We start from the raw sequence: 16,127 nt of genomic DNA on the forward strand, positions 1-16,127 counted from the left end.
TCCGGGTTCGTGGGAGATCGATCGTCTGCGACCCTACTCGGGGTGATCAGCGCGAACACGTCCAGCGGTCGCGGCCCGGACGACGCTCCTGGCCTGGCCACCCGGTGGGTGCTCGCCCGGGTCACCGGCCCGTCGATGTCGCCGACCGTGCGGCACGGTGACCGGTTGCTGGTCCGCCGGGTCCGGCGGTCCGGCCGGGTCCAGAACGGGGACGTCGTGCTGGCCCGGTTCCCCGCGCGCCCGGACCTGCTCGTGGTCAAGCGCGTGCGCCGCGCAGTCCCGGGCGGGCACTGGGTGGAGGGCGACAACCCGCTCGTCGGCGACGACAGCCGGGTGTTCGGCCCGGCGGTCGTCGTGGGCCGCGTCGTCCTCCGGCTGTGGCCCCGGCCGCAGCGCCTCGCTCCACCGCCCGGCGGCGCCGTGGCTACGCCACGGGGTTGAGCGGCGGGCGTCCGGCGAGGACGGCGGCGACGTTGTCGACGGCGAGACCGCACATCGCGCTGCGGGTGCGGGCGCCGGCGCTGCCCAGGTGCGGGGTGAGCACCACCTGCGGCAGCGCGAGCAGTCGCGGGTCGACGTGCGGCTCGTCCTCGAAGACGTCCAGTGCCGCGCCGCCCAGCCGGCCCTCGGTCAGCGCCCGGACCAGGGCATCGGTGTCCACGACGCCGCCGCGCGCGGTGTTGACCAGCAGCGCGGTCGGCTGCATGCGGGCCAGCGCCGCGTCGTCGACCAGGTGGTGCGTCTGCGGGGTCAGCGGGCAGTGCAGGGTCACGACGTCGGAGGCGGCGAGCAGCTCGGGCAGCTCGCGGAACTCGACGGCCGCGCGCTCGGCCGGGTCCAGCTCGGCCCGGGTGGGGGTGGCCAGCACCCGCAGGTCGAAGGCCCGCGCGCGGCGGGCGACGGCCCGGCCGATGCGGCCGTAGCCGACGATGCCCAGCGTGGCACCGGCGGAGAGGTCCAGGCCGACGAGCATCCGCGGTCCCCACACCCACGGCGTCCCGGTGCGCAGGAACCGGTCGCCCTCGGCGATCCGGCGGGCGGCGGCGAGCACCAGGCCCATCGTCAGGTCCGCCGTCGCGCCGTCCAGGACGCCGGGGGTGTTGGTCACGGCCACGCCCCGAGCCCGGGCCGCCGCCACGTCGACGTTGTCGTAGCCGACCGCGACGTTGGCCACCACCTGCAACCCGGCACCCGCGGCGTCCAGCACCGCGGCGTCGACCCGGTCGGTGAGGGTGGAGACGATCGCGACCGCGCCGGCGGCGTCCCGGAGCAGCTCTGCCGTGGTGGGCGGTTCCTCCTGCCCGACGACGACCGGCAGCCCGAGCGCAGCGACCGCCGCCATCCCGTCATCGGTCAGCAGCCGGGTGACGTACACGTGGCCGGTCACGAGCTGACCACCGTGCTCGGCCGGTACACCTGCCCGAGCACCCCGGCCAGCAGGCGCTCGGCCACCGGCCGGGGGAGGGCCGACACCAGCGCGTGCACCGGCGCCATCCGCTCGGGCAGCCGGCCACCGCCGACACCGGCCAGCTCCAGCAGCCCCTCGACCTCGGCGACGGTGAGCGCCGCCGGGTCGATGGTGGCCGCGGCGGCCACGAGCGCCGGATCGGCCTGCGGCCGGGGGAGTGCCGCCGCTGAGCGCGCCGCGTCCGCGAGGTCGGCCAGCAGGGCCTCGACCCGGCCGGCGGTCGCCCCGGTCACGGTCAGGTGCAGCGTGGCCGGCAGCGCCCCGCCGGGTTGGTCGAACGGTGGCTGCGGCTGCAGCAGCCAGCCCCGTGCGGTCATCTCGTCGGCCAGGTGCAGCACGTCGACGCCGTCCGGGCCGTCCTCCGCGACCGCCACCAGTGTCGACACCGGCCGGCCCACGACCCGCAGCCCGGGGAGTGCGGAGATCCCCCCGGCCAGCGCCACGGTCGCGTCCCGGGCGCTGCGCGCCAGCTGCCGGTAGCCGTCGGTGCCGAGTTCCCGCTGCACGGCCCAGGCTGCGGCCATCGGGCCCGCCGGGCGGGTGCCGGCCAGCGTCGGGTTCACCACCGGGTAGCCGGGCCAGCCGGCGGTGCTGAACCAGTGCGCGTGCCGCAGCTCCGCGTCCGCGGCGAGCAGCACCGAGACGCCCTTCGGCGCGTAGCCGTACTTGTGCAGGTCGACCGACAGCGACGTGACCCCCGGGACGGACAGGTCGAAGGGCTCCGGGACGTCGTCCAGGAAGGGCAGCACCCAGCCGCCGATGCAGGCGTCGACGTGGCACGGCACCCCGGCCGCGGCGGCCAGCGCCGCGACCTCGCCGACCGGGTCGAGCACGCCGTGCGGGTAGGACGGCGCGCTGACCACCACCAGGGCCGCCCGGTCGTCGAGCGCGCCGGCGACCGCCGCCGGGAGCACCCGGCAGGTGACCGGGTCGACGGGGAGGTCGACCACCTCGAGGTCGAAGAGGTGGGCGGCCTTGCGGAAGGCGGCGTGCGCGGTGACCGGGAGCAGCAACCGCGGCCGGCCCGCACCCCGACCGCCCGCCCGCCACCGCTCGCGCGCGGCGAGCACCGCCAGCAGGCAGCTCTCGGTGCCACCACTGGTCACCGTGCCGACCGTCGCCGGGCCGCCGCCCAGCAGCGCGGCCGCCGCGCCGACCAGGTCGTTCTCGATCCGCGCGACGCTCGGGAAGGCGGTCGGGTCCAGGGCGTTCGTCCACTGGTAGGCCGCCTGCGCGGCCGCGGCGAGGTCGTCGACCCCGGCGTGGCCGGAGTCGTAGACGTAGGCCATCGTGGCGCCGCCGTGCGTGGGCACGTCGCCAGCCTGCAGCGCGGTCAGTTCGGCGAGCACGTCCGACGGGTTCACGCGGGGACCTCCTGGTCGGGGTGGGGGAGCGGGGTGAGCCGGTAGCGGGCGAGCACGGGCAGCGACGCGAGCACCAGCGCGGCGGGCAGCAGGCTGAACCCGAGCAGCACGGTGGTGTCGGCGGCGGCGGGCTGGGCCACCACGTCGTCCCCGCTGGTGGAGACGTAGCCGGCCAGTCCGAGCAGGCCGCCCAGCACCCCGGGGCCGATGGCCAGCCCGAGGGTCTCCGCCGCCGTCCAGACGCCGGTGAACACCCCGGCCCGACGGGCCCCGGACGCGGCCTCGTCGGCGGCGATGACGTCGGGCAGCATCGCGAGCGGGAACATCTGCATGCCGGCGTAGCCGATCCCGACCAGCACGACGGAGGCGATGACCGGGCCGGTGCCGACGACGTCGCCCAGGGCCAACGCGGCGGCACCCACCACGAACAGCGTCGACGCGGCGAGCAGGCCGGTCCGCTTGCCCCACCGCCGGCTCACCCGCAGCCACAGCGGCATGACCAGCACCGCGGGGCCGACCAGCCCGGCGAACAGGACCGAGCCGGCGGCCGGGTCGCCGAGGACCTGCCGTGCGTAGTACGGCACCCCGGCCAGCATCACGCCGATGCCGAGGGCCTGGACCCCGAAGCCGGTCAGCAGCAGCCGGAAGGGCCGGGACCGCCAGGCCAGCAGCACGTTGGCGCCCAGCCGGCCCTCGCTGCGGACCCGGGTGAGGGTCGGTGCGCCGCGCGTGCCGGCGACCGCGCCGAGCATCCCGCCGGCCAGCAGCACGGCCACGATGACGGCCATGGCCAGGTGCCCCGCCCGGCCGCCGCCGAAGGCGTCGACCACCGCCGGGGCGCCCGCGCCGGCCAGCAGGATGCCCACCGCCAGGGCGGCGACCCGCCAGGACATCAGCGTGGCCCGCTCGCCCGGGTCGTCGGTGATCTCGGCCGGCTGCGCCACGTAGGGCACCTGGAAGCAGCCGTAGGCGGTCGCCGCCAGCAGGAAGGTGGCGGCCACCCAGACCGCGGCCAGCGCCGGCGGCGCATCCGGACCGGCGAAGACCAGCACGAACAGCGGCGGCAGGCACACCCCACCGGCGGCCATCCACGGCCGGCGCGGACCCCAGCGGCTCTCCGTCCGGTCCGACCGGCTCCCGATCCACGGGTTCAGCACGACGTCCCACGCCTTGGGTGCGAAGACGACCAGGCCGGCTGTCCCGGCGCCGATGCCGAGCACGTCGGTCAGGTAGTACAGCAGCAGGAGCCCGGGGACGGTGCCGAACGCCGCCGTCCCGACCGAACCCAGCGCGTAGCCGAGGTGGGTGCGTCGGCCGAGCCGGGGCGCGGGGGCGACGCCAGTCACAGCCGCCGACCGTAGTGCCCGATCAGCCGAGTCGGGCCAGGATCGGGTCGACCAGCGTGTGGGCGCCGGTGTTGGCGTAGAGGAACGCCACGGTCGCCACCACGAAGAGCGGGACGAGCACGGCCCGCTCCACGACGGCACCGGTGTGCAGGTGCACCGGGGCGAGCCGGCTGCGCCGGACGAGCCAGACCAGCGGGACGGGGACGCCCTCCTTGGTCAGCCCGTCCCCGGCGATGTGCGTGAGCACGCCGACGGCGACGGCCATCGGCAGCCAGGCCGGGCTGGGGCTGTGCGCCAGCAACAGCCAGGCCCCACCCCAGGAGAGCACCAGGTTCCCGAGGACGGTGTTCTCCGCCCGGCCCGGGATGACGACGTGCAGCGCCCGCAGGGCGAGCCCGATGGCCAGCGCCAGCAGCAGCAGGCTCGACCAGTGATTCCAGGCCGCGGCGTAGGCCAGCAGCCCGAAGGCCAACGGCCCCAGGACGGCGTCGTGCGTGCCCCACCGGTGGCCGCGGGAGACGGCGTTCACCACGCCGGACGGGACGTCGGTGAGCGGGCCCCACATCCGGCTGATCGTCGACCCCTTCTGGTCCAGGTCGGGCAGCATCGCGAACCCGCCGACGGCCGACACCCAGGCGACCTGGGCCACGGTGCCGTGGACGGGGGCCCACGGCAGCGTCGCGGCGCCGACGGCGAGACCGGACAGAGCATGCGAGTGACCGAGCACGGACGCAGCGTCTCCCCGTACGGCCCGCAACCGCCGGAGGCGCGCCCACTGACGGCGGCCTGCTCGGTCGGGACGGGCGGAGGTGACCGATGCCAGGCACTGACGAGAGCCGCCCTGCGAGGTGCGGAGCGCAGGGACGGGGCCGGAGGCTCCTCCCTGCGGTCAGCGAAGCGGCTCAGCGCAGGCTGGGGACGTCTCCTGGCCGCGGTGAGATCCGGAGGATCTCAATCGACATCGTCGGTGCCGCCGCGGGCCAGCCAGGTGGCCAGCCGCTCGACGGGCACCTCGAACTCCGGGTGCTCGTCGACGAAGGCCTGCAGCTGGTCGGCCAGCCAGGCGAGGGAGACCTCCTCCTCGCCCCGCCGGCCGGCCAGCTCCTCGATGCCGCGATCAGTGAAGTACACGGCGGGCTCAGTCCGCGAAGGCCTGGGCCACCAGAGCGCGCTGCTCGGTCTCGTGCACCTTTGCCGACCCGACGGCCGGGCTGGCCGAGGCCTTGCGCGAGACGCGGCGCAGCGTGCGGCCGGTGGGCAGCTCGTCGGGCAGGTTGACCAGCATGAACTGGGCGGCGCCCATGTTCGCCGGCTCCTCCTGCACCCACACGACGTCGGTCGCGTTCGGGTACTGCGCCAGCGCCTCGACGATCTCCTCGGCCGGCAGCGGGTACAGCTGCTCGACCCGCAGCACGGCGGTGTCGGTCCGGCCCTCGTTCTCCCGCTGGGAGAAGAGCTCGTAGCTGACCTTGCCGCTGCAGAGCAGCACCCGCTTGACGGCGGCGCCGTCCAGCGGCTTGCCGCCGATCCCCGGGTCGGGGAGCACCGGACGGAAGTGCTGCTCGGTGAAGTCGGCGACCGAGCTGACCGCCGCCTTCGCCCGCAGCAGCGACTTCGGCGTGAAGACCACCAGCGGGCGGTGCACCTCCGACAGCGCCTGGCGGCGCAGCAGGTGGAAGTAGTTCGCCGGGGTGGAGCAGTTGGCGACCGTCATGTTGTTCTCGGCGGACAGCTGCAGGAACCGCTCGATCCGGCCGCTGGAGTGGTCCGGCCCCTGCCCCTCGAGCCCGTGCGGCAGCAGCATGACCACGCCGGAGCGCTGGCCCCACTTGGCCTCGCCGGAGCTGATGAACTCGTCGATCACCATCTGCGCGCCGTCGACGAAGTCGCCGAACTGCGCCTCCCAGAGGACCAGCGCCTTGGGGTTGGCCACCGAGTAGCCGTACTCGAAGCCGAGTGCGGCGTACTCGCTGAGCAGCGAGTCGTAGACGAAGAACTTCGCCTGGTCGGGGGTGAGGTTCGACAGCGGCGTGTACTCCGCGGCGTTCTCCCGGTCGATGAGGACCGAGTGGCGCTGCACGAACGTGCCGCGACGGGAGTCCTGGCCGGCAAGCCGCACCGGCACGCCCTGCATCAGCAGGGAGCCGAAGGCCAGCAGCTCGCCCATCGCCCAGTCGATGCCGCCCTCGCTGGTCATCGCCGCCCGGCGCTCCAGCATCTTCTGCAGCTTCGGGTGCGGGGTGAAGTCCGGCGGGAAGCTGACGTGGGCGTCACCGATGGTCTTGAGGACCTCGGCGCTGATCGCCGTGTCGACGGTCGCCTGCTGCGGTGAGCGCGGGTCCATGACCGGCCCGGGCGCCGAGGAGTCCCGGGCGTCGTGCGTCTCGGCGAAGGCCCGCTCGAGCTGCCCGCGGTAGTCCTTCAGCGCCTCCTCGGCGTCGGCCAGCGTGAGGTCGCCGCGGCCGACCAGCGCCTCGGTGTACAGCTTCCGGACCGAGCGCTTGCGGTCGATGATGTCGTACATCAGCGGCTGGGTCATCGACGGGTCGTCGCCCTCGTTGTGCCCGCGGCGGCGGTAGCAGACCAGGTCGATGACGACGTCCTTCTTGAACGCCTGCCGGTAGTCCACCGCCAGCTTGGCCACCCGCACGCAGGCCTCGGGGTCGTCGCCGTTCACGTGGAAGACCGGCGCACCGATCATCCGCGCGACGTCGGTCGAGTAGAGGCTCGACCGCGACTGCGCCGGGCTGGTGGTGAAGCCGACCTGGTTGTTCACGACGACGTGCACGGTGCCGCCGGTGCGGTAGCCGCGCAGCTGGGACAGGTTCAGCGTCTCCTGCACCACGCCCTGGCCGGCGAACGCCGCGTCGCCGTGCAGCAGGACCGGGAGCACGGTGAAGCCGCCCTCGCCCTTGTCCAGCACGTCCTGCTTGGCCCGCACGATGCCCTCGAGCACCGGGTTGACCGTCTCCAGGTGGCTGGGGTTGCTGGCCAGCGAGACGGCGAGGGAGCGGCCGTCGTGGGAGAAGGTGCCCTCGGCGCCGAGGTGGTACTTGACGTCGCCGGAGCCCTGCACGGTGCCGGGGTCGATGTTGCCCTCGAACTCGCCGAAGATCTTCGAGTAGCTCTTGCCGAGCACGTTGGCCAGCACGTTGAGCCGGCCGCGGTGCGGCATGCCGATCGCGACCTCTTCCAGGCCGTGCTCGGTGGAGGCCAGCAGCACCTCGTCCAGCACCGGGATGAGCGACTCGCCGCCCTCGAGGCTGAACCGCTTCTGGCCGACGTACTTGGTCTGCAGGAAGGTCTCGAAGGCCTCGGCCGCGTTCAGCCGACTGAGCACCCGCTTCTGCTGCTCACGATCGGGCCGGTCGTGCTTGACCTCGATCCGCTCCTGGAGCCACTGCCGCTCTTCAGGGTCGGTGATGTGCATGTACTCGATGCCGACGGTGCGGCAGTAGGACTGGCGCAGCACGCCGAGGATGTCGCGCAGCAGCATCGTCCGCTCACCGGCGAAGCCGCCGACCGGGAAGGAGCGGTCCAGGTCCCACAGCGTCAGCCCGTGCTGGACGATGTCCAGGTCGGGGTGGGTGCGGACCTTGAACTCCAGCGGGTCGGTGTCGGCCATCAGGTGGCCGTTGCGCCGGTAGGCCTCGATGACCTCGATGACCCGGGCTTCCTTGTCGATCTGCCCCTCGTGGCTGACCCGCTTGTCGGCCACCCAGCGGACCGGCTCGTAGGGCACCCGCAGCGAGCGGAAGACGTCGTCGTAGAAGCCGTCCTCGCCCAGCAGCAGCTGGTGCATCCGGCGCAGGAAGTCACCGGACTCAGCGCCCTGGATGACCCGGTGGTCGTAGGTCGAGGTGAGCGTGATGATCTTCGAGACGGCCATCTCGGCCAGCGCCTCGGGGCTCATCCCCTGGAACTCGGCCGGGTAGTCCATCGCGCCGACGCCGACGATCGTGCCCTGGTTGGTGGTCAGCCGCGGGACCGAGTGGTTCGTGCCGATGGTGCCCGGGTTGGTCAGGCTGATCGTCGTCCCGGAGAAGTCCTCCATGGTCAGCTTGCCGGCGCGGGCCCGCCGGATGATGTCCTCGTAGGCGCCCCAGAACTCGGCGAAGTCCATCTGCTCGGCGGACTTGATCGAGGCGACCACCAGCGAGCGGGTGCCGTCGGCCTTGGGCAGGTCGATCGCCAGCCCGAAGTTGACGTGCTCCGGGGTCACCAGGGTCGGCTTGCCGTCGACCTCGGCGAACGCGTTGTTCATGTTCGGGAAGCTGTCCAGCGCCCGGACCAGCGCGTAGCCGATCAGGTGCGTGAAGGACACCTTGCCGCCACGGGCGCGGGCCAGGTGGTTGTTGATGACGATGCGGTTGTCCACGAGCAGCTTGGCCGGGACGGCGCGCACGCTGGTCGCCGTCGGGACCGTCAGCGATGCGTTCATGTTCTTGACGACGCTCGCCGCGGCACCGCGCAACGGGCTGCGCTTGGGGCCGGAGCCGGCGTCCTCACCGGCGCTCGCGCGGGGCGTGGGCTTCGCCGGGGCGGCGGGGACCTGCTGGGAGGCACGTTCGGCTGCTCGGTTCACGACGGTGCCCTCCGATCGGGCGTCGACCGGGGTGGCCCGCGGCGCAGGAGTGGGGGTGCCCGCGGGCACGGCGGGGCTGCTCGGCCGGTTGGCCGAGCCCTCGGCGTCCGCGGGAGCCGGCGCGGCCGGCTCGGGGACGGGCTCGGGTGCAGCCGGCGCTGCAGCCGGCTTCGTCGCGGCCGGGGCTGCGGCCGGCTTCGTCGCGGCCGGGGCTGCGGCCGGTGCCGGGGCAGGCTGCTCGGGCGCGGGGGCGGTCTGCGAACTGCGGTCCGCACCGTCGGACACCGGGCTGCCCGGGCGGTAGTCGGCGAAGAAGTCGTGCCAGGCCTGGTCCACGCTGCGTGGGTCGGCGAGGAACTGCTGGTACATCTCCTCGACCAGCCACTCGTTGGTGCCGAAGCCCGCCACCGGGTTGGCAGAGGAGGAGGAGGGCTGGGATGAGCTCACGGTTGACACGTTGGCGAGTGCCTTCTTCGTCAGTGGACGTCGTTGGACCGGGTCACGACTCTACGCCCGGGGCCCCGGGCGTAGACGCTGTCGCGTGAGGTGGCGCACGTGTCCCGGCTCACGCCGTACCCGAACGGCACCAGCCGCCCCCCCCGGCCGGGTCGGGCCCGCGCCTCAGACGACGTCGCGGCGGACGGCCAGCAGGGTGCCCAGGACGGCGGCCACCAGCCCGTAGCTCAGCAGCACCAGACCGCCCTGCCACGCGCTGAGCAGGTCGGTCTGGCCGAAGGTGGCCGTCATCGCCTCCAGCGCGCCGCCGGGGAGCCACTTGTAGGCACCGTTGATCGCCGGGATGGCCTGCACGATCGTCTCGACCACGAACAGGTAGACCAGCACGCCGACGATGGCACCCACCTGGTTGCGGACCAGCGCACCCACGCCGACGCCGATCACGGCGTAGATGACCAGCGCCGCCCATGCCCCGCCCAGCACCCGCAGGTTGTCGCCGCTGAGCGAGGGGGCGGCACCGCGCGCGCCGGCGTACACGGACACGACCAGGACGTCGACGGCGATCACCAGCAGCGCCATGGGGATCGCGGCCACCAGGTAGGCCACCAGCTTGGCGATCACCACCCGGCCGCGGTGCGGGCTGGTCAGGAAGGTGGGGGTCGCGGTGCGGTGCCGGTACTCCTGCGTCGTGCCGATGATGCCGAGCACCACGAACAGCACCGTCGCGTTCGCCGACACACCGAGGGCGAGCTGCTCGAAGTCCGCGGTGCCGATGGCCGGCAGGCCCTGCCCGTCGGGACCGCCGCCGCTGCTGCCGGCGAAGCCGGTGAACAGCGCGGCGAAGCCGCCGACCAGCACGCAGGAGCCCAGCAGCAGGCCGATCCACACCCGGGTGGTCAGCAGCTTGGTCCACTCGGCGCGGGTCAGCCGGGCGATGACGGCGCCCATCAGGAGGCTCCCTGTCCGGTCGTGGCGGTGGCGGGCCGTCCGGCGGCGTACTGCTCCGACCCGGCGGTGAGCTGGAAGTACACCTCTTCCAGTCCGCTGGTGTGGGCGCGCAGCTCGTGCAGCTCGATCCCGCCGGCGAACGCGCGCCGGCCGACCTCCTCGACCGGCAGGCCGGTGACGGTCAGCCCGTCCGGGTGGCCGTCGGTCGTGACGACCGTCGTGCCGTCGGTGCGCAGCAGCTCGGCGAGGGTGGCCGTCTGCGGGCTGCGCACCAGCACGCTGCCGACGCTGCCCGAGCGCAGCTCCTCCAGCGAGCCCTGACGGACCAGCTTCCCGGCCCCGACGATGACCACCCGGTCGGCGGTCTGCTCCACCTCCGCCAGCAGGTGGCTGGAGACCAGCACCGTGCGGCCCTGGTCGTGCGCGAGGTGCCGCAGGAACCCGCGCAGCCACTGGATGCCCTCGGGGTCCAGGCCGTTGGCCGGCTCGTCGAGGACGAGCACCGCCGGGTCGCCGAGCAGCGCGGTCGCCAGCCCGAGGCGCTGGCGCATGCCGAGGGAGTAGCCGCCGGCCTTCCGGGCGCCGGCCGGGCCGAGGCCGACCTGGTCGAGCACCTCATCGGCGCGCGACAGCGGGATCCCCGCCGCCCGGCAGTAGACGCGCAGGTGGTTGCGACCGCTGCGGGCCGGGTGGAACGCCGTCTCCAGCACCGCGCCCACCCGGCGGGTCGGCTCGGTGAGGGCGGCGTAGGGCGTGCCGTTGAACGTGGTCGTGCCCCGGTCGGGGTTGATCAGGCCCAGGGCCATCCGCAGCGTCGTCGTCTTGCCCGCGCCGTTGGGCCCCAGGAAGCCGGTCACCTGCCCCGGCTCGACGGTGAAGGAGAGGTCGTCGACCGCGCGCACGCTGCCGAAGGTCTTGGTGAGGGCGCTGACCTCGACCCGGACGGGTTCGAGGGCTGCCCGGCTGCCGCTGGCGATCTCGGCCTCCTCGCTGGCACCGGCGGGTCCGGCGTCGTGGTGATCCAAGCGCATCGGGGCACTCTGCGGCCAGCAGGTCCCGGCCCGGGCGCGCCCCGCCGCAGTGACCCCTCGCACAGTGCGGACGGCAGCTGTTCGGTAGGTTGCCGCCCCGTGAACGCCTCCTGGACGGTGGCCGGCGGCTGCGCGCGCGGGCTCCGCTCCCGCCCGGGCGCCCCCCAGGGGCTGACCCCGGCCGGTGGCTGACCCCGACCCGCAGGAGAGCCTGGAGCGGCTGCTGCTCGACGGGCCGCGCCGCTACACGCGCGCGCGGGTGGCCGAGCTGGCCGGGATGCCCCCCGAGCGCACGCAGCGGCTGTGGCGGGCCCTCGGCTTCGCCGACGTGGCCGACGACGACGCGGCCTTCACCGACTCCGACGTCACCGCCCTCGCCCGGCTCTCGGCGCTGATCGACACCGGCTTCGTCGACCCGGGCGCAGAGGCCTCGATCGCCCGGGCGATGGGGCAGTCGCTGGCCCGGCTGGCCGACTGGCAGACCGACATGCTCGCCGCCCTGCTGCTGGACCCCGCGCACGGAGCACCGGACTCCCGGCCGGCGGTGGAGGCGGGCGTGGTGCACTCGGCGGAGCAGCTGCTGCCGCTGATGCGTGAGCTGCAGGACTACGTCTGGCGCCGGCACCTGGCCGCGAATGCCGGCCGGCTGTTCGTCGCCGCTCCGGGGACGGTGGACCGCCGGGAGCTGGCCGTCGGCTTCGCCGACCTGGTCGGCTACACCTCGCGCAGCCGCGGCATGGGCGGCCGGGAGCTGGGCACGATGGTCGAGGACTTCGAGGGGCTGGTGGCCGACCTCATCGCCCGGCACCACGGCCGGGTGGTCAAGACCGTGGGGGACGGTGTCCTGTTCACCACCCCGGAACCGGTCGACGCCGTCGAGATCGCGCTGCGGCTCCCCGAGGAGTGGAACGCCCCGGACCGGCCGCCGCTGCGGGTCGGCGCCGCCTTCGGCCCGGTGCTGACCCGGCTCGGCGACGTCTACTCCCCGGTGGTCAACCTGGCCAGCCGGCTCACCTCGCTGGCCCGGCCCTCGACCGTGCTGGTCGACCAGCAGCTGGCGCGGCGGCTGCGCGGGCTGCCGGACTACCGGGTGCGGCCGCTGCGCCGGGTGTCGGTGCGCGGGTACGACCACCTGCAGCCCTGGCTGGTCCGCCGCCCGGACACCGACGCCGACGTCGCCCCCGGCGTCGCCTCCCTGGAGCAGCTGCTCGACGAGATCGCCGACGACGTGCTGACCGAGGCGGCCGACGACCCGTCCAGCGAGGCCTGGGACGAGGAGTCGCCCGACGCCGGCGGGCCGTTCGCGGACTGAGCGGGCCGGCCGCCGACACCGCGTGGTCCGGCGTCCCGGGCGGTGGGCACGATGGGCGGGTGTCCGCCACCCTGCTCGCCCGTGGTCTGGCCGCCGGTCACGGCGCCCGAGTCCTGTTCACCGACCTCGACCTGGTCGTCGCCCCCGGTGACGTGGTCGGCCTGGTCGGGGTGAACGGCGCGGGCAAGTCCACCCTGCTGCAGACCCTCGCCGGGGTGCTCCCGGCCGAGGCGGGGGAGATCTCGCTCAGCCCGCCGTCGGCCACCGTCGGCTACCTGCCGCAGGAGGCCGAGCGGCGGCCGGGGGAGACGGTGCTGGACGCGCTCGCCCGGCGCACCGGCGTGGCCGCGGCCCAGGTGGCCATGGACGCCGCTCTGGAGGCGCTGACCGAGGGGGTGCCGGGGGCCGACGACGTCTACGGCGACGCCCTGGAGCGCTGGCTGGCCCTCGGTGGCGCCGACCTCGCCGAGCGGGCGGAGGAGGTCGTGGCCTCCGTCGCGCCGGGCGTCGCCCTGGACGCGCCGACGGTCGGGCTCTCCGGCGGGGAGGCGGCCCGGGTCGGGCTGGCCTCGCTGCTGCTCAGCCGCTACGACGTCCTGCTGCTCGACGAGCCGACCAACGACCTGGACCTCGCCGGGCTGGACCAGCTGGAGGCCTTCGTCGGCGGCCTGCGCACCGGGGTCGTCCTGGTCAGCCACGACCGGGAGTTCCTGGCCCGGACCGTCACCCGGGTGGTCGAGCTCGACCTGGCCCAGCAGGTGGTGCGGGTGCACGACGGCGGCTACGAGGCGTACCTGGTCGAGCGGGAGGTGGCCCGCCGGCACGCCCGCGAGGAGTTCGAGGAGTACTCCGACACGCGGTCCGGCCTGGAGGACCGCGCCCGGATGCAGCGCAACTGGATGGCGAAGGGCGTCCGCAACGCGGTGCGCAAGCAGGGCAACGAGCCGGACAAGAACATCCGGGCGCACATGCGGGCGACGTCGGAGAAGCAGGCGGCCAAGGCCCGGCAGACCGACAAGCGGATCGAACGGCTCGAGGTGGTCGAGGAGCCGCGCAAGGAGTGGGAGCTGCGGCTGGAGATCGCCCCGGCGCCGCGCGCCGGTGCCGTCGTGGCCACGCTGCGGGGCGCCGTCGTCCGCCGGGGCGGTTTCACCCTCGGCCCGGTCGACCTGCAGGTCGACTGGGGCGACCGGGTGGCGATCACCGGCGCCAACGGGTCGGGGAAGAGCACCCTGCTGGCCGCGCTGCTGGGTCGGGTCCCGCTCGACGAGGGGACGGCGTCGCTCGGCGCCGGCGTGCGGCTGGGCGAGGTCGACCAGGCGCGCGGCCGGTTCCTGGGCGACGAGCCGCTGGCCTCGGCCTTCGGCGCGGAGGTGCCCGACCTGCCCGATGCCGAGGTGCGCACCCTGCTGGCCAAGTTCGGGCTGCGCGCCGACCACGTGCTGCGGCCCGCGGGCACGCTGTCGCCGGGGGAGCGGACCCGCGCGGCGCTGGCGCTGCTGCAGGCCCGAGGGGTGAACGTGCTGGTCCTCGACGAGCCGACCAACCACCTGGACCTGCCGGCGATCGAGCAGCTGGAGCAGGCGCTGGCCGACTACCCGGGCACGCTGCTGCTGGTGACGCACGACCGCCGGATGCTCGAGGCGGTGCACACCACCCGCCGGTTCGAGGTGACGGCGGGCCGGGTGCAGGCGGGCTGAGACGAGACGACGCCGCCCGCCACGGCCGAGGGGCCGGGCGGGCGGTGTGTGCGGTGCGAGCCTGGGCTGTGGGTGCCCCCGGCAGGATTCGAACCTGCGCCCCTGCCTCCGGAGGGCAGTGCTCTATCCCCTGAGCTACGGGGGCTCGTCATCGCTGGCGCCTGTCGTGCTCGGCGCCCGGAAGACGTTACCAGCAGGGCCCGCTCCGTCGGCGGGGGGTTCAGGGGGCCGGCAGCGGGGCGCCGCCGCGGGCCCGGAGCATCTTCTCCATCGTCGTGGTCTCCGCCGTCTGGGTCTCCGCGATCGACCGCGCCAGCCCCCGCACGACCGCCTCACCGGCGTGCTGCTGGCCGTACTGCGCCATCTCCAGCCCGCCCTGGTGGTGCCGGATCATCAGCTGCAGGAACATCACGTCGAACGGGGTGCCCGACAGCGAGCGGAGCTGGGCCAGCTCGGTCTCGGTGGCCATGCCGGGCATCACCGCGCCGTCGGCGGCTCCCGTCGCGGGCATGTCGTGCCCGGACATGTCGTGCCCTCCCGCGGCCGCGTCGTCCATCCAGCCCATCGTGTCCCCGCTGGTGAGCGGCAGACCCCACAGCGTCAGCCAGCCCTGCATGCGGCCGGCCTGGTTGGTCTGGGTGGAGGCGATGTCGAAGGCGAGCAGCGCGACGTCGGGGTCGGTGCTGCGGCCGGGCGCCAGGTTGGCCATCTCCACGGCCTGCAGGTGGTGCCGGGACATGTCCCGGGAGAAGCCGGCGTCGACCGAGTCCGCGGCCGGCTGGTCGGTCCGCCCGATGCCGAGCGCCACCGCCAGCCCGCCGCCCAGCGCGAGCAGCCCCGCGGCGATGACCGTGACCAGCACCGCGGTCAGCCACGACCGCGGCCGGCGCTCGGGAGGCGGCGGTGCGGGGGTGGGGTCGGCGTCGTCCACGGCAGCGGCGTCCGTCAGGGCGCCGGGGTCTCGGTGGCGGCCGGGGTGGTCGACGTCGGTGCGTCCGTGGCCGGGGTCTCGGTGGTCGGCGCGTCGGTCGCCGCCGAGGCGGCCCCGCGGCTGCTGTCGCCGACGACGAGCGGGTCGCTGATGAACGCCGGGTTCTCGCAGCTGGCGCCGACCTCGGGGTAGAAGTCGGCGTTGAAGGTCATGAAGTCGACGAACTGCTGGACCCGCACGTCGGTCGCCGAGTCGAGGGACAGCTGGTGGTTCCAGGACTGCAGGCTGATCGTCGAGCCCAGCCCGGCGTAGGGGGACAGCAGCAGGCCGGAGCGGCCGTCGACCAGGTCCTCGAGCGTGGAGAGGTCGTCGTCGCTGATCGCGTCCGGGTCGTAGGTGATCCAGGTGGCGCCGTGCTCCATGGAGTGGACGGCGTTCTCGTGCCGGATGTCCGCGTCGTAGACGGTGCCCGTGCAGTCAGCCCACTCCGGGTCGTGCGGCCCGCCGACCGGCGGGGACTCGGTGTAGGTCACCGGGGTGGTGACGTGCTCCTGGCCGCTGGCGTAGTCGAAGGTCTGCAGGTCCGCGATCTGGTCGGCCGAGGTGACCTTGTCGGCGTTGGAGCGGTTGACCTGGACGACGGCGTAGGTGATGACCGCGGCGGCGAAGACGACGACGGCGACCGCCGCGGCGATCAGCCCCCACGGCCGCTGCTGGGTCACGACGTTGGCCGGCGGCCGGGTGCGGCCGCCCTGGCCGGGGCGCTGACCGGTCGCCCTGCTGGCGCCGGACCCCCCACGGGACGGGCCGCTCTTCGCGCGGCCGTTCTCGGGCTTGGGGTCCTTGGCCACTGCCGCTCCTCGCTGCGCCGGCGTGCCCGGCAGCGCGTGCGCACCCCCGGACCGCGCCGGCCCACGCGGGCCGGCGGCAGCGAGTGTAGGTGGGGCGGCTGTGCGGGCCGGCCCCTCCGCCCTGGCCCGCCGACC

General features: G+C 74.5%; 13 protein-coding genes and 1 tRNA gene. 3 read left to right on the forward strand and 11 right to left on the reverse strand.

Annotated features, from left to right (window positions below):
* The first annotated feature begins 42 nt into the window (after positions 1–42).
* Positions 43–441 carry a S26 family signal peptidase gene (locus FHL79_RS19900; RefSeq protein ID WP_246081032.1) on the forward strand — a complete coding sequence of 133 codons (399 nt, stop codon included), beginning with the start codon at positions 43–45 and terminating at the stop codon, positions 439–441.
* On the opposite strand, the gene FHL79_RS19905 is transcribed toward FHL79_RS19900, so the two are convergent.
* The 8 genes from FHL79_RS19905 to FHL79_RS19940 form a co-directional block, all read right to left on the reverse strand.
* Complete coding sequence (locus FHL79_RS19905) at positions 425–1,387, reverse strand: 2-hydroxyacid dehydrogenase (protein WP_138760309.1); 963 nt, start codon at positions 1,385–1,387, stop codon at positions 425–427. The two genes, FHL79_RS19900 and FHL79_RS19905, sit on opposite strands and share 17 nt — an antisense overlap.
* A complete protein-coding gene (locus tag FHL79_RS19910; RefSeq protein ID WP_138760310.1) occupies positions 1,384–2,832 on the reverse strand; it encodes a pyridoxal phosphate-dependent decarboxylase family protein in 1,449 nt (482 codons plus the stop codon). Before FHL79_RS19910 ends, FHL79_RS19905 begins: the two co-directional genes overlap by 4 nt.
* Complete coding sequence (locus FHL79_RS19915) at positions 2,829–4,178, reverse strand: MFS transporter (RefSeq protein WP_138760311.1); 1,350 nt, start codon at positions 4,176–4,178, stop codon at positions 2,829–2,831. Before FHL79_RS19915 ends, FHL79_RS19910 begins: the two co-directional genes overlap by 4 nt.
* A 22-nt stretch (positions 4,179–4,200) precedes the next feature.
* On the reverse strand, positions 4,201–4,905 hold the full coding sequence (locus tag FHL79_RS19920; RefSeq protein WP_138760312.1) for a metal-dependent hydrolase: 705 nt from the start codon (positions 4,903–4,905) through the stop codon (positions 4,201–4,203).
* Between the two features lie 224 nt (positions 4,906–5,129).
* Complete coding sequence (locus tag FHL79_RS19925; protein WP_026844576.1) at positions 5,130–5,309, reverse strand: DUF6104 family protein; 180 nt, start codon at positions 5,307–5,309, stop codon at positions 5,130–5,132.
* 7 nt (positions 5,310–5,316) lie between these two features.
* The gene (locus FHL79_RS19930) at positions 5,317–9,210 is read right to left on the reverse strand and encodes a multifunctional oxoglutarate decarboxylase/oxoglutarate dehydrogenase thiamine pyrophosphate-binding subunit/dihydrolipoyllysine-residue succinyltransferase subunit (RefSeq protein ID WP_281283884.1); all 3,894 of its coding nucleotides are present in this window, start codon (positions 9,208–9,210) and stop codon (positions 5,317–5,319) included.
* Positions 9,211–9,384: 174 nt separating this feature from the next.
* Positions 9,385–10,167: an ABC transporter permease gene (locus FHL79_RS19935; RefSeq protein WP_138760314.1), complete on the reverse strand. Its 783-nt coding sequence runs from the start codon at positions 10,165–10,167 to the stop codon at positions 9,385–9,387.
* Positions 10,167–11,069 carry an ATP-binding cassette domain-containing protein gene (locus tag FHL79_RS19940; protein ID WP_218938529.1) on the reverse strand — a complete coding sequence of 301 codons (903 nt, stop codon included), beginning with the start codon at positions 11,067–11,069 and terminating at the stop codon, positions 10,167–10,169. Before FHL79_RS19940 ends, FHL79_RS19935 begins: the two co-directional genes overlap by 1 nt.
* Before the next feature lie 313 nt (positions 11,070–11,382).
* Here FHL79_RS19940 and FHL79_RS19945 point away from each other — a divergent pair, with 313 nt between their 5' ends.
* Together FHL79_RS19945 and FHL79_RS19950 are read left to right on the forward strand one after the other, a co-directional pair.
* The gene (locus FHL79_RS19945; protein WP_138760315.1) at positions 11,383–12,510 is read left to right on the forward strand and encodes an adenylate/guanylate cyclase domain-containing protein; all 1,128 of its coding nucleotides are present in this window, start codon (positions 11,383–11,385) and stop codon (positions 12,508–12,510) included.
* A 59-nt stretch (positions 12,511–12,569) separates the two neighbouring features.
* The gene (locus tag FHL79_RS19950; RefSeq protein WP_138760316.1) at positions 12,570–14,210 is read left to right on the forward strand and encodes an ABC-F family ATP-binding cassette domain-containing protein; all 1,641 of its coding nucleotides are present in this window, start codon (positions 12,570–12,572) and stop codon (positions 14,208–14,210) included.
* 73 nt (positions 14,211–14,283) lie between these two features.
* Here the strand turns inward: FHL79_RS19950 and FHL79_RS19955 are convergent.
* The 3 genes from FHL79_RS19955 to FHL79_RS19965 form a co-directional block, all read right to left on the reverse strand.
* A tRNA-Arg gene (locus FHL79_RS19955) sits at positions 14,284–14,355 on the reverse strand.
* Positions 14,356–14,430: 75 nt separating this feature from the next.
* The gene (locus FHL79_RS19960) at positions 14,431–15,141 is read right to left on the reverse strand and encodes a DUF305 domain-containing protein (RefSeq protein ID WP_138760317.1); all 711 of its coding nucleotides are present in this window, start codon (positions 15,139–15,141) and stop codon (positions 14,431–14,433) included.
* 14 nt (positions 15,142–15,155) lie between these two features.
* Positions 15,156–15,992, reverse strand: coding sequence for a thioredoxin-like domain-containing protein (locus tag FHL79_RS19965; protein WP_138760318.1), 837 nt, complete (start codon positions 15,990–15,992; stop codon positions 15,156–15,158).
* Between the last annotated feature and the right edge of the window lie 135 nt (positions 15,993–16,127).

Source organism: Modestobacter altitudinis (genome assembly GCF_005930475.1).
Lineage (GTDB): Bacteria > Actinomycetota > Actinomycetes > Mycobacteriales > Geodermatophilaceae > Modestobacter > Modestobacter altitudinis.

Bases quoted from the DNA above. Each gene is read 5' to 3' on its own strand.
- FHL79_RS19935 (WP_138760314.1), bottom strand. From the start codon at position 10,167: ATGGGCGCCGTCATCGCCCGGCTGACCCGCGCCGAGTGGACCAAGCTG.